Source organism: Terriglobales bacterium, from assembly GCA_035764005.1.
In the GTDB taxonomy this organism is placed as follows: domain Bacteria; phylum Acidobacteriota; class Terriglobia; order Terriglobales; family Acidobacteriaceae; genus Gp1-AA112.
The window spans coordinates 55,065-74,987 of the sequence record DASTZZ010000072.1; the positions used below are offsets into that span (position 1 = coordinate 55,065).

The 19,923-nt window shown below is 55.6% G+C and carries 17 protein-coding genes; 4 read left to right on the forward strand and 13 right to left on the reverse strand.

Going from position 1 to position 19,923, the window contains the following annotated elements; genetic code table 11:
• Window positions 1-5 precede the first annotated feature (5 nt).
• Complete coding sequence (locus VFU50_12575; GenBank protein ID HEU5233689.1) at window positions 6-1,427, reverse strand: glycoside hydrolase family 28 protein; 1,422 nt, start codon at window positions 1,425-1,427, stop codon at window positions 6-8.
• A gap of 108 nt (window positions 1,428-1,535) precedes the next feature.
• Window positions 1,536-5,246, reverse strand: coding sequence for a TonB-dependent receptor (locus VFU50_12580; GenBank protein ID HEU5233690.1), 3,711 nt, complete (start codon window positions 5,244-5,246; stop codon window positions 1,536-1,538).
• Window positions 5,247-5,699: 453 nt separating this feature from the next.
• Here VFU50_12580 and gyrA point away from each other — a divergent pair, with 453 nt between their 5' ends.
• On the forward strand, window positions 5,700-8,312 hold the full coding sequence (gene gyrA / locus VFU50_12585) for a DNA gyrase subunit A (protein HEU5233691.1): 2,613 nt from the start codon (window positions 5,700-5,702) through the stop codon (window positions 8,310-8,312).
• Window positions 8,313-8,410: 98 nt separating this feature from the next.
• Here the strand turns inward: gyrA and VFU50_12590 are convergent, their stop codons facing one another.
• The 8 genes from VFU50_12590 to ggt form a co-directional block, all read right to left on the reverse strand.
• On the reverse strand, window positions 8,411-8,767 hold the full coding sequence (locus tag VFU50_12590) for a DUF5818 domain-containing protein (protein HEU5233692.1): 357 nt from the start codon (window positions 8,765-8,767) through the stop codon (window positions 8,411-8,413).
• Window positions 8,764-9,138 carry a hypothetical protein gene (locus VFU50_12595; protein ID HEU5233693.1) on the reverse strand — a complete coding sequence of 125 codons (375 nt, stop codon included), beginning with the start codon at window positions 9,136-9,138 and terminating at the stop codon, window positions 8,764-8,766. The genes VFU50_12590 and VFU50_12595 overlap by 4 nt, the downstream gene beginning before the upstream one ends.
• Before the next feature lie 26 nt (window positions 9,139-9,164).
• Window positions 9,165-9,452: a cytochrome c gene (locus VFU50_12600; protein HEU5233694.1), complete on the reverse strand. Its 288-nt coding sequence runs from the start codon at window positions 9,450-9,452 to the stop codon at window positions 9,165-9,167.
• Complete coding sequence (locus tag VFU50_12605) at window positions 9,449-10,351, reverse strand: hypothetical protein (GenBank protein HEU5233695.1); 903 nt, start codon at window positions 10,349-10,351, stop codon at window positions 9,449-9,451. Before VFU50_12605 ends, VFU50_12600 begins: the two co-directional genes overlap by 4 nt.
• 400 nt (window positions 10,352-10,751) lie before the next feature.
• The gene (locus VFU50_12610) at window positions 10,752-11,801 is read right to left on the reverse strand and encodes an OmpA family protein (protein ID HEU5233696.1); all 1,050 of its coding nucleotides are present in this window, start codon (window positions 11,799-11,801) and stop codon (window positions 10,752-10,754) included.
• Window positions 11,802-12,261: 460 nt separating this feature from the next.
• Window positions 12,262-13,257, reverse strand: coding sequence for a substrate-binding domain-containing protein (locus tag VFU50_12615; protein ID HEU5233697.1), 996 nt, complete (start codon window positions 13,255-13,257; stop codon window positions 12,262-12,264).
• Between the two features lie 124 nt (window positions 13,258-13,381).
• Window positions 13,382-14,218, reverse strand: a complete 837-nt coding sequence (locus VFU50_12620) for a sugar phosphate isomerase/epimerase family protein (GenBank protein ID HEU5233698.1) — start codon at window positions 14,216-14,218, stop codon at window positions 13,382-13,384.
• A gap of 11 nt (window positions 14,219-14,229) precedes the next feature.
• A complete protein-coding gene (gene ggt, locus VFU50_12625; GenBank protein ID HEU5233699.1) occupies window positions 14,230-15,969 on the reverse strand; it encodes a gamma-glutamyltransferase in 1,740 nt (579 codons plus the stop codon).
• A 314-nt stretch (window positions 15,970-16,283) separates the two neighbouring features.
• Between ggt and VFU50_12630 the strand changes: the two genes are divergently transcribed.
• From VFU50_12630 to VFU50_12640, 3 genes are all read left to right on the forward strand, one after another.
• Window positions 16,284-17,102, forward strand: a complete 819-nt coding sequence (locus VFU50_12630; protein HEU5233700.1) for an MBL fold metallo-hydrolase — start codon at window positions 16,284-16,286, stop codon at window positions 17,100-17,102.
• A gap of 124 nt (window positions 17,103-17,226) precedes the next feature.
• On the forward strand, window positions 17,227-17,472 hold the full coding sequence (locus VFU50_12635; GenBank protein ID HEU5233701.1) for a type II toxin-antitoxin system prevent-host-death family antitoxin: 246 nt from the start codon (window positions 17,227-17,229) through the stop codon (window positions 17,470-17,472).
• The gene (locus tag VFU50_12640; GenBank protein HEU5233702.1) at window positions 17,469-17,927 is read left to right on the forward strand and encodes a PIN domain-containing protein; all 459 of its coding nucleotides are present in this window, start codon (window positions 17,469-17,471) and stop codon (window positions 17,925-17,927) included. The genes VFU50_12635 and VFU50_12640 overlap by 4 nt, the downstream gene beginning before the upstream one ends.
• A gap of 26 nt (window positions 17,928-17,953) precedes the next feature.
• Here VFU50_12640 and VFU50_12645 read toward each other — a convergent pair whose 3' ends face one another.
• From VFU50_12645 to VFU50_12655, 3 genes are read right to left on the reverse strand one after another with little or no spacing between them, the layout of a single operon-like run.
• Complete coding sequence (locus tag VFU50_12645) at window positions 17,954-18,451, reverse strand: ribonuclease HI family protein (protein ID HEU5233703.1); 498 nt, start codon at window positions 18,449-18,451, stop codon at window positions 17,954-17,956.
• Window positions 18,452-18,466: 15 nt separating this feature from the next.
• Window positions 18,467-19,222 (reverse strand): metallophosphoesterase family protein, encoded by a 756-nt coding sequence (locus VFU50_12650; protein HEU5233704.1) that lies wholly within the window; start codon window positions 19,220-19,222, stop codon window positions 18,467-18,469.
• 49 nt (window positions 19,223-19,271) lie between these two features.
• Window positions 19,272-19,832, reverse strand: a complete 561-nt coding sequence (locus tag VFU50_12655; protein ID HEU5233705.1) for a hypothetical protein — start codon at window positions 19,830-19,832, stop codon at window positions 19,272-19,274.
• Window positions 19,833-19,923 lie beyond the last annotated feature (91 nt).

Sequence of the window (19,923 nt, forward strand, 5' to 3'; positions counted from 1 at the left end):
GGTCCTTAGCTCGTGAGTCGCTGCACTTCTTGTCCATTGATGCGAACGTTGCGAAGTGAAATATTGTCCACGTTTTCCACTACGTTTCCGTCCGCGACGCCGTCGAACTCGCAATTCGCAAGAGAGATATCTTTGATCGGATCGTTCTTGAATCCGCGTAGATAGACTCCGTACTTCGATTTCTCGCTCTTCAAATTCTCCACTGCGACATCACGCACGACCGGCGTGTAGCCGCCCTTTTCGCCTTCTTCGTAGTAGTAGTCGATTCCGATCGGCGCCTGCGCTACCTGACCCACCGTCATATCACGCATGTAGATCTTCTCGATCAGACCGCCCCGCGCGGCGTTGTTCTTGATGCGCAGCGCCATGTAGAGAATTGGGCTATCCATCTGGCAATTCCGCGCATAGATGTTGTGCACGCCTCCGGAGATCTCGCTGCCAATGGTCACGCCGCCGTGACCGTTCTTCATGTGGCAGCCCTGGATGACGATGTTCTGAGAAGGAACGTTCACGCGGCGGCCATCGTCGTTGCGTCCGGATTTGATCGCAATGCAGTCGTCGCCGGTATTGAAAAAGCAGTTCTCGATCAATACGTCGGAGCACGACTCGGGATCGCATCCGTCGGTGTTTGGGCCAGAAGCGTCGATGTTGAGATTGCGAACTGTGACGTTGGTGCACAAACACGGCGTCACCTGCCACATCGGCGAGTTCACTAGATGCACGCCTTCGATCAGAATGTTCTTGGAGCGATACGGCTGAATGAATTGCGGACGGAGATAATGTCCGGGACCAAAGACGCGCTGCTTCGGCGGAACTCCCTGCGTAGCCATTTGCACAAGCTTCTCGCGATCCGAGGGCTGATCTTTTCCCGAACCGGGAGCTCGAGTTGAGCGCCATTTCCACCAATGCTCATGATCGGCGTTGCCGTCGATCGTTCCCTTGCCCGTAATCGCCAGGTTCTCCTGCTCGAAGGCATAGATGAAAGGCGAGTAGTTCATGCACTCTGTGCCTTCCCATCGCGTGAAGACCAGCGGATACTTCAAAGGATCGCGAGTGAAGCGCAGCGTGGCGCCCTCACTGACGTAAAGATTCACGTTGCTCTTGAGTTCGATCGCTCCGGTGATGAACTCACCGCGCGGAATCACCACTCGGCCTCCGCCGGCTTTAGAGCATGCGGCAATGGCGGCCCGAACTGCTTCGGTATTGTCGGTCTGATTGTCCGCTTTGGCGCCGTACCTAGTGATCTCAAGTTCCCGCGATGGGAACTTGGGAGCCTTGATGCGCGCGAGAATTCGCGGGACCTCGTCCCAAACGGCAGCTGAACTCGCTGAATCTGAGCCAGATCCAGCGTGCGCCCAGATGCGTCCGCTCGCGGCGAGTGCGCCTGCGCTGATTCCCATTTTGAGAAATGTGCGGCGAGTCGTCATTCTCCTGTTGGTCCCTTCGTTGCAGCAGAGTTTGCCGGAAGCTGTCTCGACCGGGTGTTCGAATGTCGCAACACCCGGGCGAGGGCGCCCGGCTCCACGTTTGCTTCGCTAAAACACGAATCTCAGGCCCATCTGGAGCTGCCGGGGGAGGTTGGCCTGCGAGGTAATCATCCCAAAATTTGAGCTCTTGACTGACGTGCTCGGTGCATCGAAGGTCGGATGGTTGAGAACATTGAACGCTTCCATGCGGAACTGGAAGTATCGCTGCTCGCCAACTGCGAATTTCTTGATGACCGACGCATCGAAGTTATTGAGTCCATCCTGGCGCAGATAGCTAAATGTACTTGGCACCGTGCGAAGGTGGAATTGGAACTGTTGCGATGATGTTGTAACGAAGTGTGAGGTATCGAACGCCGGCACACCGTCCGCGACCTGCCGAGGATCCACGCCGGAAATCGGGAATGCCGTCGTAGCCTGAGGCACGCCATTGGCGCCGTTCGGACACGCACCCTTGACCGTGGCAACTGCGCAGATCGGATAGTCGCCAGGATTATTCGTGCTGCCATTCATCCACAGGATCGGCGCGCCCGTCTGGTAAGTGTAGATTGCGTTGGTGCTCCATCCACCAAGAAGGCTGTTAAGCCATCCCGAGTCCAGATTGAGGAGTTTACCGCGGCCAATGGGAAGCTCGTAGTTTGCCGCGACTACAAAATGATGCGTGTGATCGAACGGTGAAACCCGACGCTCGGGAGCCGGATCGGTATTGTTGAGCCAACTGTCGGCTTCAATCAGCTTCGAGTACGAATACACGCCAACCATCGACAGACCCTGCGAGAGTCGCTTCTCAAGTCGAACGTTGAAGCTGTTGAAGTTGGAACTTCCTACATTGAGGTTGTTTTCCGTAATCCCTGAGCTGAACGTCGTCGAATCGCCGGCCACCGGAAATTCCGGAAATGGCGCCAGCAATTGGTTCAGCTTAACCGTGGATCCATTCAAGCTGGTGCCAGGGATCAATCCTTTGAATGGATTGGTCACGTTCGAAGTCAGAGTCTTGATCAGAGTGGCGTCTCTGTACGGCAACGTGCTCAGGTACTGGCGCGGGATTCCGTTCAGCTCGGTGAACGTGACCGGAAGATGAACCGCGTGATTGCCGATGTAGTCCACCTCCATGAGCAAGTTGTGCGCGAGTTCCTGCTGGAATCCGAAATTCCACCGCTCAGAATATGGATTTTTCATGACTGGGCTGAAGAAATTAATGTTCTGCCCATTGAACGTGGCGAGACCAGCGGAGGATCCGGCCGGCTGCAGGAATCCTGAGGGAAACGGGTCACTCAGCGTGACCGTGGGTGAAGAGAGATCGCTCGGTACCAGCAGCGGAGTACTCTGACTGAAACCCTCCTGGGTCAAAATGGGACTGCTCGACCATTTGCCATTGGGCCCAAGGCTGGAAAGCGCAATGGGCTGAACAAACATCCCAAAGCCGCCGCGAATTACGACCTTGCCGTTGAGATTGTCCGGCGTCCACGCAAAACCGATACGCGGGCTCACCATGTGCGAGACGTTGTCCCAGAGTGCGCCATTGCTGGGGGAAGCGAACGTAAGTCCGCCCGGTACAGCGAAGCTGCCCGCCGGAATCTGCGGGATGGGCTTCTTGTTGTATGCAGCAATTGCAGCGGCGGCAATTGGATTTGCATCGACAGTGTTGAATCCATTCACCGTTCGACCTAACTTCTCCGAGTACGGATTGTCGCGATCGTAGCGAACTCCGAGATTCAGAGTCAGATTGGGTCGTATGCGCCAATCGTCCTGAACAAAGATTCCGTAGTAGTACTCGTTATAAGTTCCACGAGTATTGAGGTCGTAGCTTCCCCCAGTGGGTAATCCCAGCATGAAAGCCGCGAAATCCTGTCCGAAATTCGAAGCCGCTGCGTCCGTGGTTGGACCGTTCGTCCAACCCGTACCAAAGCTGAAAGATCCCGTCGACGCACCGTAGCTCTGCGCGTTCAGCGTGTAACGACGCCCATCGGCGCCGAACTTCAGCGTATGGCTGTGGAGCTGTTTCTCGACGTTTCCGTAAAGCTGATAGGAGTTAGAAGGAATCAGGTTCGCCCCGGTCGAGCTGAAGCAATCGAAGCTGGTTGCCTGTGTGGTGTCGTTGCCGCAACTGCTGCCAAAGCTGATCACCGGAAGCTGGAGGTAGGGACTGTTGCCGGAGATGTATCCCGGGAAGCCCAGCGATGTGGGGCTGAATCCGGCGCTCGGAGAGGGATGCGCTTCGCGCAAGCGTGTGTAGTTCGAGCGCACGTCCATCACCGTAGTTGGATTGAAAGTAAAGACCTCATCAACCGTACCTCCCCAATTCTGCCGAACTAGCTGGGAGCCGGTGGTGTTGTTCCCAAAATAGTTATTCTTCGATTGCAGTTCGTTGTTGTGGCGAATGTTGAAAGACAAGCGGCTGCGATCGCTCATCGCCCAATCAATGCGACCGAGTTCATTGCCGTAGCTGTCATCTGTAGTTACTGAATTTCCGTAGTTGCTGTATCCGTCGGATTCTCCAGGCAGGTTTGGCTGGGGATAGAACTTCAGGTACGCCAGCGCGACAGGATTGAGCAGCTGTTGCGGAATTTTGTTGCACGGTGTTCCAGCCGCCTGCGTTCCGAAGCTGGGACCAGGAGTGAGATTCGGCGTAATTGGATTCCCGCCGGCGTCGCAGAAGAACGGTTGACGAGTGACTGTCGTTCCGCTCACCACGCCGCTGTACGGGTTGTAAATCTGATACGAGCTGTCCAGCGCCAGAAGAGAGGAGAAGTCTCCGGTGCGTTCGGCGGCTGTGGGAACGGTCAGCAATTTTGCATTCGGCTGACTATCGTTCAGCTTCTCAAATGCTGCAAACCAAAAGAGTTTATTTTTCCCGTTATAGATCTTAGGAACATCAACCGGGCCGCCGGCTGTGAATCCATACTGATTGAATTTAGTCGCCGCCGTAGGAATTCCCTGTCGATTGTTGAAGAAGTCGTTCGCCGTCCAATCTGACGGCTGGGTGAACCAGTACGCAGATCCGTGCAGATTGTTGGTACCGGTCTTCATGATTTGGTTGATCGTGCCACTGCCGGTGTGTCCGTAACCTGCGTCGGCATCAAAGGCTTTTACTTTTACTTCCTGCACTGCGTCCTGTGGCGGGGCATAGGCAACGCGGTTATCCCAACTTGCGTTGGGGGCGCCATCCATCAGAATCTCAGCCGTCTGCGAAGGCGTGCCTCCAATGCTCCACGCTGACGCGGCGCCATTGTCAAAGGGGTGCACGAGCGCAGGCTGACCGGTAGCAATCACTCCGATGGCAAGTTGCGTGATCATCATCGGATTGCGTCCGTTCAGTGGAAAGTCTTCGACCTCTTTGGTCGTGATGCTCTGCCCTATGGAGCTGTTCGCCGTCTCAAGAATCGGAGCCTCTGCCGTCACGGTCACAGTTTGTGTCGCCTGACCAACTTCAAGATGAACGTCGATCACCGGATGCTCGCTCGAGGCCAGCGTGACTCCCTTGCGAAGGAATGATCGAAAGCCGCTCGCTTCTGCTTCGATTTGGTATTGGCCGGGCGGAAGAAATGGAATGTTGTAGTGGCCGGTAGCGTCGGTTTTCGTGGGCGTTTGTACCCCGGTGCGAACCTCCGTGACCGTGACATTCGCTCCGGGAATGGCAGCGCCGCCAGGATCGGTAACCGTACCGCTGATAGTGCTGCGTGTTTCCTGAGCCGAAGCGATAAGCGCGCAGAACAACAAAAAAATCGCGCAGAGCGCGTAAATGGAATTTCTGACCTTCATCTTGGAGTACCTCATGGTGGAGTGAGCAGGAGACAATGGCAGAGTTCACTTCTTAAATTGCAGTGTTGTCTACTAAAACAGCGACAGCCGAGAGTAGGTTCAGCCGCAGCTCACGTCAATCTAAAAGCTCTAAATGAATGGTTTTAAAAATCTAAAACATCGATCTTAGCGGGGACGCCGGACAACCTGCTCTCGTGCTATAATGCACAACAAGGCTATTTGCAGCTAACATCCTGATAAACAATCATTTAGCTCGCATTCGAGCGTCCCGGAAATGTGGCGGAGGCGGCCGGGGAAGCGAACGGAATAGAGCATCGGAAGAGCTTCCAAAAAAGTAAGCACAGCAGTGAAAAGCACAAGATAGGAGTTCGAAGCGCGCTCAGATAGCACGCTTGATGCGGCAAAAACTGGCAGCTAGTGGCTAGCAGCTTTGGTTTGCCCCACAGCTAACGAATGGCAGACGAACAGAATCCCCAACTCCCCTTAACGCCTCCCGGCGGCGAACCGCCTCAGGGACCCGGCGCAGCGAATGTAGTTCCCATCAACGTGGAAGAGGAGATGCGCCGATCGTATCTCGACTATTCCATGTCGGTAATCATTGGGCGCGCATTGCCAGATGTCCGCGACGGACTTAAGCCCGTGCATCGTCGTGTGCTCTACACCATGAACGAGATGGGCCTGCAGTACAACAAGAAGTACACCAAGTGCGCCAAGGTGGTCGGACAGGCGATGGGTGTCTATCATCCGCACGGCGACTCAGCGATCTATGACACGCTTGTGCGACTCGCGCAGGATTTCTCGCTTCGCTACCCGCTGGTCGATGGACAAGGAAACTTTGGATCGGTCGATGGCGATCCGCCGGCGGCCATGCGGTATACGGAGTGCCGCTTAGAAAAGATCGCCGGCGAGATGCTCGCCGACATTGACAAAGAAACGGTCGATTTCGTTCCGAACTACGACGAATCAACTTCGGAGCCGACAGTTCTTCCGACACGAATTCCCAACTTGCTCATCAACGGCTCAAATGGAATTGCAGTGGGCATGGCGACGAATATTCCCCCACACAATCTCACCGAAGTCGTCGATGCGACGATCACGTTAGTCCAGAATCCGCAGACCACGCTCAAAGAAATTCTGAAGATCGTTAAAGGCCCCGACTTCCCTACCGGCGGCTTCATTTACGGTCGCGGAGGAATCGAGCAGGCTTACACGACCGGTCGCGGACGCTTCACGGTTCGCGCCAAAGCTGCAATCGAAAATCTCACGCAAGGACGCCAGGCGATTGTCGTCACCGAGATTCCGTATCAAGTCAACAAGTCGAACCTCATCAAGCGCATTGCTGAACTGGTAAACGACAAAGTTATCGACGATATCTCCGACGTGCGCGATGAATCCGATCGCGATGGTATGCGCATCGTAATCGAGCTCAAGCGTGGAGCTGAGCCGCAGATCATCCTCAATCAGCTCTATAAGCACACCTCCATGCAGGAAGGTTTCAGCATGATCTTCCTGGCGGTCGTGAACAATCAGCCGCGCGAGATGGGGCTGGTGCAGGCGATTCAGCACTTCATCGATCATCGTGTCGATGTCGTGCGCAGACGCACGGCTTACTTGCTCGCACGGGCTCGAGAGCGCGAGCACATCCTCGAAGGCTACAAGATCGCGCTCGACAATCTCGATCAGGTGATTAAGCTGATCCGCGGATCGGCGTCGCGCGCCGAAGCTCGCGAGGCATTACTTGCAGTGAACTTCAAAATCACCGACAAGCAAATTCACTCGAACGGCAAGCTGAGCGGACGACAGGCCGATGCCATCCTCGACTTGCAGCTGTACCGTTTGACTCGCCTCTCGACCGAAGAGATCTTCAACGAGCTGAAAGAGATCAGGGAGCGCATCGAGGAGTACGAATCGATCCTCGCATCGGAAAAGAAGCTGCGCAACGTAATTATCAAGGAACTTGAAGAAGTTAAGAAGGAGTACGGGGACGAGCGCCGCACGACGATCACCGACGAAGGCGTTGAGATCACGCTCGAAGACCTCGTGGCTGACGAGCAGGTTGCGGTCACGGTTTCCCATTCCGATTATCTGAAGCGCACGGCGATCTCTACTTATCGCCAGCAGCGCCGCGGAGGCATGGGACGCAAGGGCATGAGCACTCGCGACGAAGACTTCGTCGAGCAGCTCATCATTGCTTCCACTCACGCCTATCTGCTCATCTTCACCAACACCGGCCGCGTGTATTGGTTGAAGGTATACGAGATTCCCGACGTGGGACCGGCAGGCAAGGGGAAAGCGATTGCTAATTTAATTTCCCTGCAACCCGGCGAGACGGTGCGTGCGATTCTCAACGTGCGCGATCTCGAGCAGGAAGATAAGTACGTCTTCTTCGCGACGCGCAACGGAACAGTGAAGAAGACGCCGCTCAAGGACTTCTCGAACGTGATGTCGCGCGGCATCATCGCAATTGGCATCGAGAAGGACGACGAACTAGTAGCCGCCCGCCTGACCGACGGCAATAAAATCGTCTTCCTCGCCTCCCATGACGGCATGGCCATCCGCTTCCAGGAAGCCGATGTGCGTCCGATGGGACGCCCCGCATACGGCGTGCGCGGCATGGATCTTCACGACAAGGACTACATCGTCGGCATGGCCGTTACTGACCAACCCGGCGCGAAGAAGCCCAACGGCAAGAAAAAAGAAGAGGCTGAAGGGGAGGAGCAGCCTGCGCCCTCCCTCATTCTCTCTGTCACGGAGAACGGGTACGGCAAGCGCACCGATGCGGAAGAGTATCGCCTGATTTCCCGTGGCGGGAAAGGCGTGATCAACGTCAAGACCACCGAACGCAACGGGAAGGTATCGGCGATCATGCAGGTGGACGAAGACTCCGAATGCATGATCATCAGCCAGTTCGGGAAGATCATCCGCATCGACACGAACCAGATCCGTGAAGCCGGCCGCGCGTCACAAGGCGTGCGACTGCTGCATCTGGATGCCGGCGATCGAGTTGCTGCAGCGGTGGTAATCCCACCGGAAGAGAAGAACGAGAACGGAACGCTGCTTCAATAGCTGCGAAACCTCGAAGCCGCGGAGCCTCGAAGCTAAAACAGGTCTCGCTTGTGCGAGACCTTTTCTTTTATTCCCCGAGTTGTTCTTGATGAATGCGTTCACTTTTCGTTTTCGATTGCGACTACATGAATCGAGTCTTTTGAGACGAGATTTCCTGTCACAATCACATGCGCTCCTGCAAAGTCGGCCGCTTTCTTCTGATCGTCGAGATTAAAGACATTTTGCTTCTTGTCTTCGAGCACGTAATGGGAGCCGTAGTGTTCGACGCAGATGCGCGAGCAATCTGCGGCAGTTTTGCCCATCCCCCGGCCCTGCAGCATCTCTTTGTGCGATCGAGTGAGCGAATGGACATTCAGGGCACATGAGCTATCGGCGATCTCGCCGACGAAGCGCTTCTCTTCTTGCGACAACAACTGCAGACTGAAAAAAACAACGATGACTGCGAACTTCTTCATTTCGGATGGACCACCACTCGGAATTTCATATGCTCGTGATCAGTGCTGCAGATCACGGTGCAAACTGCTTCGTAGACGCCCGGATCGGCTGGTGCAGCGAGGTGCATTTCCTGAACGCCAGGTTTGAACATTAGCTCCCATCCAGGCACCGGCTTGCGATGGGAATCGAGCAGGACGAGCCCGTGCACCGAGCCGTCGCGGTTCATGCTTTTGGCCTTGTGTGCCTCGACATGAAGCGTGATTGGCTCGCCGGCCAGCAGATCGAGCTCTGAGCTGTTCGGACCATCCACGCGAAACGTGCTGTCGTGGTCGGCAACCAGGTGGACCACGCGCGCAGGTGCAGCATCGCCGGACAGAAGTGCCACTATCATCAGGACTCGAATTGTCGCAGCGATGATCATTGTGTCATGTACTTCAAGATTGCATGCATATCGTCATCGGTGATCATGGCGCGAACACGCATGTGGCGAACCAGCGTGGCCATGGCGGCAGGCTGAAATTTGGGCGGCGCCTGATGACAGCGCGAGCAGTTCGCACGATATCGTTGTTCACCCGCAGCCACGCTCCACTCGGTATGAGTGTTCTTCGACTTCAGCACAGGCGCAGGCTTCGGATCGGGAGACGAACACAGCAATGCCACCGGGAAAATGCAGAGCAGAGCAAGAAGAAAACAACCGCGTTTCATAAGCGGCCTCCGAGTCCGAGCGGCAGAACCCAGCGATAGGTGAGACCAACAGTCCAGACATTCTGATTTCCGGCAGCGCTGAATTCGCGGCCGTAACTGGCGGTGGCTCTGAAGCCGTCACAGATGTAGTAGTTCATGCCAAACTCGGCGATACGGGTATCGGCAGAAGGTAAATCCTCGTCCTCACCATTCCCAATGTAGAACTGCTGGTAGCGCGAGACCAATTGCGTCTTGCGCATTATGGCTTTAACCCACGGCAAGCCGGAGAGCGTGTACGCAGGCTCAATCCACCAGCCGCTGCCCTCGGCGCCGTGTGCGTACTCTGCGCGGACATCAAGCGGCATCGAAAAAGGTTGTTGTTCGAAATGGAAGCCAAATCGGTTGGAGCGATCTTCAACCAGCGCGTGCTCAACCGTTCCTCCTATCTCCAGGCGGTGCGCGGGGAAAAACAATCCGACGCGACCACCTATCCCGCGATCGGATTCGAGCTTATTTGTGGAGCTTTGGGCGGAGAAGAATGTGGCGTAATTCAGATTGACCTCGGAACTCAGAGGAACCCCTCCGCGCAGCATTACACCATCCCGCGATTCGCCTTCCAGCGGAAGAATCAACGGATCTGTTTGCAGGTTGCGAATCCAAACTGGATAGAGCCGTTCGTTATAGATTCCGAACGGATTGAGAAAACGTCCCGCTGTAACAGTTACGTATGGATTGGCGATGTAGTCGAGCTGAAGGTACTCGATTTCTTTATTGACCTTCCCGCCGAAATTGGTGCCGGGCTGCTGATCGGTAAAGTCTCCTTCGAAAGACGCTCGACTTTCCACCAGCCACTTTTCCCCAAATGGAACCAAAACGACAGGACTAATGATGGAGACCAGCGTGGTTTGCCCGCCTTCCACAATCGGAACTTCCCCCGCACTACCGGACAGAACCGGAACAGGCCGAAGCTCATCCGTCGCATCCTGTGCTCTCGCTGCAATGGCGAACAGGCACAGTAAAAGCGTCGCAACGCTGAATCGAGATCTGGCTCGGAGAGGCATCCGCCTGCATCGTAGGCCAGGTCGGAGTCGGCTGTAAGGTTACGCAGGTACTTTCGGTATTGCTGTTCTGCAGACAAATGCACATTTCGTCCCATGTTGTGAGTGACAGCAGTGTGCAGGTTGGCGTATCCAGGTACATAGCCGCGCGGTTGAATCCAGGAGAAGGATTGCGGATAGTTGCTCCGGCCCAAGCGAAAGCGGTGCAAAGAAAAAGGCCCCGCCTTGGCGGAGCCTCTTCGTTTTTACGTAATTCTTGGTGTTACTGACGCGGAATCTGCTGCGTGCTGTTGTTGTTGTTATTTACGTTACCGGCCGGCTGCGTTGCCGTTGCCGGCTGCTGCGTAGTGGTCGCCGGAGCCACTGGAACTGCGCCTGCTACGCCGCCCTGCTGCGAACTGGTTGCGGTCGGCTGATAATTCGGCTGTGCACCGGCGGTCTGGGTCTGAGCCAAGTCAGCTACGCCGTTCTTCAGCAAAGCAACTTCGACGCGTCCGCCGCGGATGTGTTTCGCGGTGGTGTTGTCGGCGGTTGTCTTCACTGCGGCATTACCTACTCCGATCGTGTAAATGCGATAGAGCGGGATGTCATGCTCGATGACAAGGTAACGAACCACGCTCTGCGCCATGTTCTGCGAGTTGGCAATGGCGGTGGTACCGCGTCCGGATGAGAATCCCTGAATCTGCACGATGGTGCCGCGCTCATTCTTCATCTGGTCAGCAAGCTGATCGAGAGCCTCTTTCGCCTTCGTGCTCAGCACCTGCTGTCCAGGACGGAAGCGGATCTCGGTGTCGGTGACCGGCTGGTACTGATCGAGCGTGCTGATGGTCTGCTGCACGGTGTTCAATCGCGTGCTGGCTTGATCAATCGTCTGCTGCGCGGCCTGCGCGCGGTTGCCGGCGTCGACAGCATGCTGATCGGCTTGATCGGCCTTGAGCGAAGCCTGGCGGATACCTTCCTGCGAGCGAGCATCAACGTCCTTAATGTCCTTCGAGTTCTTCGAAGTGAGCTCATCAAGCTCGTTCATGCGATCGCGGATGGGCGTCACCTGGCGCTGAACGTATTTTTTACGGGCGAAGGGATTCAGGTGTCCCCAGAAGCCTTCGTGTGTGTCCTGCTTGAGCGGCTGGTGCGCGGAGAGATTAACGTCGTTGTTTGTGTTCGGGCCGTTCGGCTGCGATTGCGCGGCAGGGGCGACGGTCTGCGAAGCCGGCGCTGTCTGCTGATCTGTGCTGCTGTTGGTCTGCTGGGCAAAAGCCGGAACCATCAGAGTTGCAGCCAATGGCAAGGAAAGCAAGTAACGGAACTTCATTTGTTCAAATCCTCCAAAATGTTCCGGAGCCTGTGTTGGGGGAGGGTCCGGGAAAGCCTTTAGGGGACGCTCGGCCTCGTCCATTGCCACCGCTCCGCTCATAATTGCGAACCGGAGTCGGCAGGCCGCATTCCCACTCACTGGGCCTTATATCAATTCGTCTGCCATTCTCAATTTGACTGGCGGAAGTGCTAGTCCTTTGGTTTGAATAGGATGCAAGTAGCGCAAAATCAGATACCTAGCGTGAGTTGCTGAATCGAGTATTTTGTACGTTCTCAATGAGCAAAAACGGGAGCAGGTCTGGAGAGATGCCTGAGTTGCTGGATGCACATGCACCCTTTTATGAACCAAGAATCAGGGAGGAGATAACACGTTCTCGCTTTGCATTCGCGTTGTGCGATCCGGACCGAAGATGGCCATTCGAGCACCGTCGGCCCATCGGCTACCGCACACAGTTGTGTCATCTATTCGCGGCCGCATCGCGCGCCTTAATGAAGTCATCCAGATTGCTCTTGTCGATCAAGGTAGCTCCGGTATCCACAAAGGCAGGCACGGGCGAATATGGGTCCGCTTTCCAGTTCTGATCGAGCGAACTGGGGAGGTGGTGATGCAAGGTGTCGAGCATCATGGTACCCACGTACGTCATGGTTGAAGGCTTCTGGGCTATAGTGGCGGCAATCGTGCCATCTCGGACGGCATCGAGCGTCTCCTGGTCAGTATCCATGGCCACGATAATGCGATCTGTGATCTTGTAATTGCGCATCACCTGCGCGACCTCTTTACCTGCTGAGGCTTCCAGGCAGATGTAGCCATCGATCTTTTCTGCGCCTTTCTTGGCCAGAGAGGCACTAGCTGCGTCAAACGCCGCCGTCGGCTGCCCGTGAATATCGACGACCTGCACGATCTTCATTGCCGGATGCGCAGCAAAGGCCTTGCGGTATCCATCAAGCCGCTGGTCGAGATTGGCCTGTCCGGGCATGGTGAACACCATGAAATTACCTTTGCCATTGCTCTTCTGGATCGCCACCTGAGCTCCAAGCTGGCCGGCTTCGTAGTTGTTGGTTCCGACATAGAAGAGTCGTTTGCTATCAGGGGCATCGGAATCGACGGTGACGACAGGAATCCCGGCGGCAATGGCTCTGTCGATTTCAGGAGCCATCAATTTCGGATCAGCGGGTGAAACAAGAATCCCTGCGGGCTTCGCTGCGACCGCCTGCCGAAAGGCCTCCACCTCAGCTTGTGCGTCGTAGCTGTCCGGTCCCGAGAACTGGCTCTGTACCTGCATTTCGTGCGTGGCGCGCCGGATGCCCGTGGCGGCCGCCTGCCAGTAGGGCAACTGAATGTTGGCTGAGATCAGGTAGTACTTCTCTTTGTCGTTGTGATAGCCGCAGCCGGTTATAAAGACGACTGCGACGCACAAAATGAATCCCAAAATGGTGTTGACGAAAGAGCGCATCGGAGCCTCCGCAAATAATTTGTTCATTCAGGAGCGCAGGGGATTTTAGCAGAAGCAGATTCCCTCAGCTTTGCAATGCAGCGGATCAGGACAGAGGAACCGGCTGCCGCATTGGAATGCAAGCTCATCTTTCAGCCATTTGTTGAGCAGCCTCCATTGCCTTCTCCAGTTTGGCAAAGCTTTCGCTCGCTGCTGCGGAAATTTCTTTTTGGGATTCGCCGGTAATCTCGAGGAGCAGCGCGGGGGTATGTGGAGCTGAACGTAAAAGGCCCATAGCTTCATCCCAGTCGATCGTGCCTTCGCCAATCCACAGGTGCTCGTCGCGCATGCCGTGGTTGTCGTGCAGGTGGGTGGAACGAATCTTGTCCTGCATGGTGCTGAAGCTGGCGCGGACACCCATCCCAAAATGGGCATGGCCGATATCAAAACAGAAGCCGATGTCATCGAAATGGGCGGTGTTCACGATTTCCTGGAGTTTGTCTGGAGTCGTGATCTCGTTATCGATGTTTTCGACAAGGACGGTGACTCCGAGAGGCTTAGCAAAGACGCGCAGATGCTCGAGAGCGGTGATCGCGTATTCCATCTTGCGCGGCTCCCATTTTTCCCTTCCCACACCGAGGTGCTGGATCAGGAAACGAAACGGCGTCTGTTCGGCGAATTCGATGGCACGTTTGGCCTCATCCATGGCCGCGATCCGCTGGAACTTTTCGTCAGCAACAACGTTTACTGGCGGCGCCATGTGTCGGCCGTAATCCGCCTCACTGTAAATAGGCGAGTGCAGCGAATGCAGTACGTCAGGATGCTCGCGAAACCATCCAGCCAGCTCGCGAACGCGAGCGCGATCGGTGTAATCGAAGTGCTCTTTCTGGCAAAAGAGTTCAATTGCCTGGGCACCGCCGTTGATCATTGCTTCCAGATGGCTGATCTGCAGGCGTTCGCGGACGCGTACGTGAGTGGACATTGCGCGCAACATCAGAATCCCGCCGCCTTTCCGTAGCCGCTGCGCTCATCGTGGCCGCCGAGGCGCTCTCCCGTTTTGGGATCAATCATAATGCACTCGGCGTCACCCCAATACGAGTCGTGATCGTCGATGGTGTGCCCTTCCGCTCGCAGCAGCTTGATGGTATCCGGCGAAAAGCGATTGCGTTCCACGGTTGTCTTATCCGGCAGCCACTGATTATGAAAGCGTGGAGCATCGACTGCTTGTTGAATATCAAGTCGGTAATCGATTACACCCATAAGCACGTTCGCGACGGTTGTGATGATGGTAGGACCGCCAGGCGATCCGACGACAAGAAACAATTTGCCATCCTTGGTGACAATGGTTGGCGTCATCGCAGATAGCGGGCGCTTGTTTGCGCCTACCGCATTAGCGGGTCCCTGAATCAGTCCATACATATTCGGAACGCCGGCTTTGGCGGTGAAATCATCCATTTCATTGTTCAGCAAGAATCCAAGGCCGTCAGCCGTGACCGCGGATCCAAAGCTGCCGTTCAGCGTGGTTGTTACTGCTACGGCGTTCCCGTCCGGATCGACGACGGAATAATGGGTCGTGTCGCTGGGCTCGGATGCAGTTGCCGCACGCGCGACTTTGTCTAAATCGTTGAATGCACTGACCGGACGCCGCAGATCTTTGCTGATGCTGGCGTGGTCGGGATTGATCGATTCGCGCCAGGCATTGGCGTAACTTTTATCGATCAACTGCGCAACGGGGATTCTGGCAAAATCCGGATCGCCAAGAAAATCGGCACGGTCCATGAAAGCGCGACGATACGCTTCGACGGTGAGATGCATGGCCTCGGCCGAATCAGCGCCCAGCGAGGCTAGATCATATTTCTCAAGGATATTCAGGATTTCCACCAGCGCGATTCCGCCGGAGGACGGCGGCGGAGCACTGTAAACATCGTAGGCGCGATAGGTGCCATGTATGGGCTCTCGCTCCTTTGCCTCGTAGTTCGCAAGGTCCTGCGCCGTGATAATCCCGCCGCCTTTCTGAACGGCAGCGGCGATCTGTTGTGCTAACTGGCCATGATAGAAGTCATCCGGCTTCGCGGCGATTCGCTCCAGCGTTCGCGCTAATTCGGGTTGTTTGAAGATCTCACCCTGCTCGTAGTACTTGCCGTCACGCTGGAAGATGCGGCGCGTTTCGGGAAACTGCGCGAGGCGATTGCCGCGAAACTCGCGGGCATACTCCCAGGGTAGCGGATAGCCATCTTCCGCCAGCCGGATCGCCGGAGCCATGACTTTTTCCAGGCCAAGCTTGCCCCATCTCTTCTCGGCCATGGCCATGCCTGCGACCGATCCAGGAACTCCGATGGCCTTGTATCCGACCGTGCTCAAATTGGGAACCACGTTGCCTTGCTTGTCCCAATACATGTCAGCAGTCGCGGCAGCCGGAGCCTTCTCGCGGTAGTCGAGGAAGTGCAACTTGCCATCGGCCATGCGGATGAGCATGAATCCACCGCCGCCGATGTTTCCCGCCTGCGGATGAACCACTGCGAGCGCGAATCCGGTAGCAACAGCTGCGTCGATTGCGTTCCCGCCCTCACGCATGATTTCGACGCCGGCGTCAGTAGCCAGCGAATGAACGCTGGCGACCATGGCTTTCTGTGCATGCGTAGGACGCATGCTCCCGTTGCCGGCAAGAGTTAAGGCAAGGAAAGTGACAAGGAGCGCGAAAGCTTTTCGGCTCTTTTGAGGAATGAAGGACATAGCTGGAAAATGAGCCCGTAATGGAGGAACTTCGAGGCTAGCCCACGCTGCATCTGGGAGTCAAACGGTGCCAGAAGCTTGGTGACCGGAGATCCGAAGTTGCTATGCAAAGAAATGCATCTGCTATAACGCGGGCATTTAATCTTTGGTAACTGTGTTTGTACGCCTTCTCACTCTTCTGCATTGACCCAAAATCAGTCTGCTAGCTTATACTCAGCGAAATTTTTCGCACTTTGACGCATCTCCGATGGAAGGAAGTCGAAACTTGAGGACGTAAAGTACGCGTCCCCGGACCGCAAACGATAAAGATGGGAATGCGAGTGAAATTCTGGGGCGTACGCGGATCAACTCCCACGCCGCAAGCTGAGAATCTGCGCTACGGCGGCAACACTTCCTGCGTAGAGGTTCGCGTCGATGGCCAGATGTTTGTCTTCGATTGCGGCACCGGCTTTCGCAATTTGGGAAAGAGTCTGGACGCCGAGTTCGCAGGCAGGCCGATCTCAGCACACGTCTTCCTCTCGCATTTCCACTGGGACCATATTCAAGGCATACCATTCTTTGCCCCGCTCTACGAGAACCGCGAGAATCACTTCATCTTCCATTCCTCAAATCGCTCGCGTGGGCTGCAACGCGCCATCGAAGAACAAATGTCCGATCCTTACTTCCCGGTGGATATGAGCGAGATGGCTGCGCACAGAAATTTCGCGAACATAGAAGAAGATCGCATTGCTTTTGACCACTGCACCATCGAGTCGAAATGGCTCAATCATCCGCAAGGATGCCTTGGGTTCCGCATCGAAACGCCGCAGAAAGTGGTTGTCTATGCCACCGACAACGAGCCCGGACACCCGGTGTTCGATAAAAACGTCCGCAAGCTCGCCGAAGGAGCCGATGTACTCATCTACGATGCTCAGTATCTTCCTGAAGAATACAAAGCGAAGAAGCGCGGCTGGGGACACAGCCACTGGCGCGAAGCCATTAACATCGTGATGGAAAGCGGAGCCAAAGAGCTAGTCCTCTTCCACCATGATCCCGATCACGACGATTCCCTTATCGATAAGGTGGTCAAAACCGCGCGCGACCACTATCCCAAGGTCACGGCTGCGGCCGAAGGCATGGAAATCGAGCTTTAAGGGGCCAGAGATTTTCGTCCCATTCTGGAACGAAACACTCGCTATCGATCATTAGCCAAAGCGAGCCGTCTAGCTTTGCAACTTCGGTTATAATTGTAGGTAATATCACTACATACAGGTGGGCATGGAAAAGTCAGTCTCGGCAGCTGATGCGAATCGAAGATTTTCGGAGCTTCTCCGCATGGTCCGCGAAGGTCACAGCTACATTGTGACTGCGCACGGCAAGCCCATCGCCAGGCTAGGACCCATCGATAGCGGAGAGGACGTGTCCCGACAAGCACTCTCTGCTCTGATCAAAAGATTGCGATCGGAGCGGCCAACTACGATCGGACATTGGAAAAGAGATGAATTGTATGAGGACGGGAAGTGAGAGTTGCCTTAGATACGAGCGTGTTAGCGTACGCCGAAGGGGTAAACGGCGTACCTATGCAAAATGTAGCCGTTGAGTTGCTCACGAAACTTCCTCGTGGATCGACTTTGGTACCGGTACAAGCGTTAGGAGAATTGTTCAATCTGCTGGTGGGAAAAGTGGGACGCTCCACAGCAAGAGCTCATGCCTCAGTTGTAAGCTGGCGAGATACCTTCCCTCTGATTGAAACCTCGGCCGCCGTAATGCTCGCAGCAGTTGACCTTGCGAAGGATCACCGAATCGGGATTTGGGATGCAGTCATGCTCTCTGCTGCGGCTGAAGCCGGGTGTCGGCTGGTATTAACCGAGGACCTCCAGGACGGATTTACGTGGCGGGGTGTTACGGTGACGAACCCTTTCGCGACGTCACCGCATGAATTGTTGAGGGCTGTCTTGGAACAAAGCAGAACGAGTTAAGTAATCGGCAATCCAACAATGGATTGTCACTTCTTCCCCATTCCGCGATCCATGGCCTCATTCGCCAGCCGGTCAGCGTGCTTGTTTTGCGCACGCAGCACATGCTCGATGCTGAACTTATCCAGCTGCCGAACCAGCGACCGGGCTTTCTCGTACAACGGCTTCAGGTCCGGACTGCTCACGCGATAGCGTCCCGTCATTTGCCGAACCATCAACTCCGAATCGCTGATCACCTTCAACCCTTTGTGTCCGTTATCCACTGCAAACTGCAGAGCAGCTAGCAGGGCGGAATATTCGGCGAAGTTGTTGGTCTTGTGTCCGATATATTCGCTGATCTGCTTAAGCGGTGCTCCCGACGCGTCGCGAATGTACACGCCGTAGCCGGCGGGGCCTGGATTGCCGCGCGCGCCTCCATCGACATTTGCGGTAATCCACGAGACCGGCTGAGTCTGTCGGGACTCCCGCGAACTATCTTCAGGAAAGAGCGAACCGCTTCCGGAGTGGGGCAGAGGTTTGGACGACATTCAGTTGAGTTTACGTCATCGTCCTTCGGAGAGACGGTCCGCCAGGCGTGTCGGCAGACCGGCATCACGAATGTCCTTCTGGGCCGCAGCAATGTCATAGGGAATGCGATAAAAGGTCACAAGCGACGCATCGGAATCGTACATGGCGAAACCAGCGCGAGGGTCGCCGTCGCGCGGCTGTCCAATCGATCCGGGGTTGATCATGTACGCCGCGCCCGGCTCGAGGCGAAATTCGATTTTCTGCTGCTTCGCACGATCTGCAAATGCCGGACGTATGGCGTGCATCTTCCCGTTTTGGGCGAAGAATCCACCCTGGATGTGAGTGTGCCCAAAGAAAGTCAATGGCGCCACAGGATGCATCAGCGGCTCGGCGGCATCCTGGACGTTGAGCACGTATTCGTCCTCATCGACCGGCGAACCGTGTACGCAGCTCACTTCCAACCCTGTCGCCGGCTTAATCGGTCCTTTTGGCAAAGCTTTCAGCCAGTCGAGATTCGCTCCCGTAAGATTTTTCTGCGTCCACACAGCCGCGAGCGCGGCGATGGGATTGAATCCTTCCAAGTCACTCACGCCTGAGCAAGCTTTGTCATGATTGCCGCGAACGAAGAGCCTTCCCATTTCACGCGAGCCGGCGATCACCTCATTGGGATTGGCGCCATAGCCAACCACGTCGCCGAGGTTCCAGACCACGTCGCGTGCTGGAAAAGCCGCCCTGCAGGCATTAAAGGCATAGATATTCGCGTGAATATCGCTAATGATGAGGACGCGCATGAACCGGGTAGGGGAAAAGGCATTGTACGCCTAGCCGGATATCACGGGCCTACAGCTCAGAAGCACCCGGCTGCCATTCGTAGCGTCGTCCATTCCAGAAAAGAAAGGAATTCAGAATTCCCGTCTCTTCCACGCCGATGTCGTCGATGATCTTCTTCTTGCGCTTCACGCGGCCCACAGAGAGATGATCAAAGGCCAAATTGATGATTACGAAGCGCTCCTTCGGGTTCTTCGCATGCCATCCCTCGCTGCCACTGCCATGGATGATCAGCAGATAACGAGGTCCGCCAGGATACTTCGAAGCGAATTGCGATGTGATCTTCGGATCGCCCAATCCGAAATAAGCGCTTGAAGGGTCAAGCACGCGAAACTGGCCGGAGTCCGGCTGGAACCCGCCGTGAGTCGTAGCCACAATCGCCGCATCCTCGACGCCATCTCCGTTGAAATCGCCAGTCAATACCGGAAAACCCTTGATCAACTCGAACTCCGGCCCGAACTGCGCGGAGACAAAAGCCTGTAAATCAACCGACGGCTGCTTTGGGGAAGCGCTCTGCGCTGCAGCAGCAATGGGAACCATCAGCAGCGCGATCCATGCAAAACGTGAACTCATGCTTGTACTGTAATCTGGCTGCAGAAATTTTCTAGTGCCGAAAGTGAGTCACGCAGCTTGGTCCACTGGAGTGAATGTGATCGCGTGTAAT

Coding starts and splice junctions, on each gene's coding strand:
- VFU50_12575 (HEU5233689.1), bottom strand. CDS start 1,427: ATGACGACTCGCCGCACATTTCTCAAAATGGGAATCAGCGCAGGCGCA.
- VFU50_12580 (HEU5233690.1), bottom strand. CDS start 5,246: ATGAAGGTCAGAAATTCCATTTACGCGCTCTGCGCGATTTTTTTGTTG.
- gyrA (HEU5233691.1), top strand. CDS start 5,700: ATGGCAGACGAACAGAATCCCCAACTCCCCTTAACGCCTCCCGGCGGC.
- VFU50_12590 (HEU5233692.1), bottom strand. CDS start 8,767: ATGAAGAAGTTCGCAGTCATCGTTGTTTTTTTCAGTCTGCAGTTGTTG.
- VFU50_12595 (HEU5233693.1), bottom strand. CDS start 9,138: ATGATAGTGGCACTTCTGTCCGGCGATGCTGCACCTGCGCGCGTGGTC.
- VFU50_12600 (HEU5233694.1), bottom strand. CDS start 9,452: ATGAAACGCGGTTGTTTTCTTCTTGCTCTGCTCTGCATTTTCCCGGTG.
- VFU50_12610 (HEU5233696.1), bottom strand. CDS start 11,801: ATGAAGTTCCGTTACTTGCTTTCCTTGCCATTGGCTGCAACTCTGATG.
- VFU50_12615 (HEU5233697.1), bottom strand. CDS start 13,257: ATGCGCTCTTTCGTCAACACCATTTTGGGATTCATTTTGTGCGTCGCA.
- VFU50_12620 (HEU5233698.1), bottom strand. CDS start 14,218: ATGTCCACTCACGTACGCGTCCGCGAACGCCTGCAGATCAGCCATCTG.
- ggt (HEU5233699.1), bottom strand. CDS start 15,969: ATGTCCTTCATTCCTCAAAAGAGCCGAAAAGCTTTCGCGCTCCTTGTC.
- VFU50_12630 (HEU5233700.1), top strand. CDS start 16,284: ATGCGAGTGAAATTCTGGGGCGTACGCGGATCAACTCCCACGCCGCAA.
- VFU50_12635 (HEU5233701.1), top strand. CDS start 17,227: ATGGAAAAGTCAGTCTCGGCAGCTGATGCGAATCGAAGATTTTCGGAG.
- VFU50_12645 (HEU5233703.1), bottom strand. CDS start 18,451: ATGTCGTCCAAACCTCTGCCCCACTCCGGAAGCGGTTCGCTCTTTCCT.
- VFU50_12650 (HEU5233704.1), bottom strand. CDS start 19,222: ATGCGCGTCCTCATCATTAGCGATATTCACGCGAATATCTATGCCTTT.
- VFU50_12655 (HEU5233705.1), bottom strand. CDS start 19,832: ATGAGTTCACGTTTTGCATGGATCGCGCTGCTGATGGTTCCCATTGCT.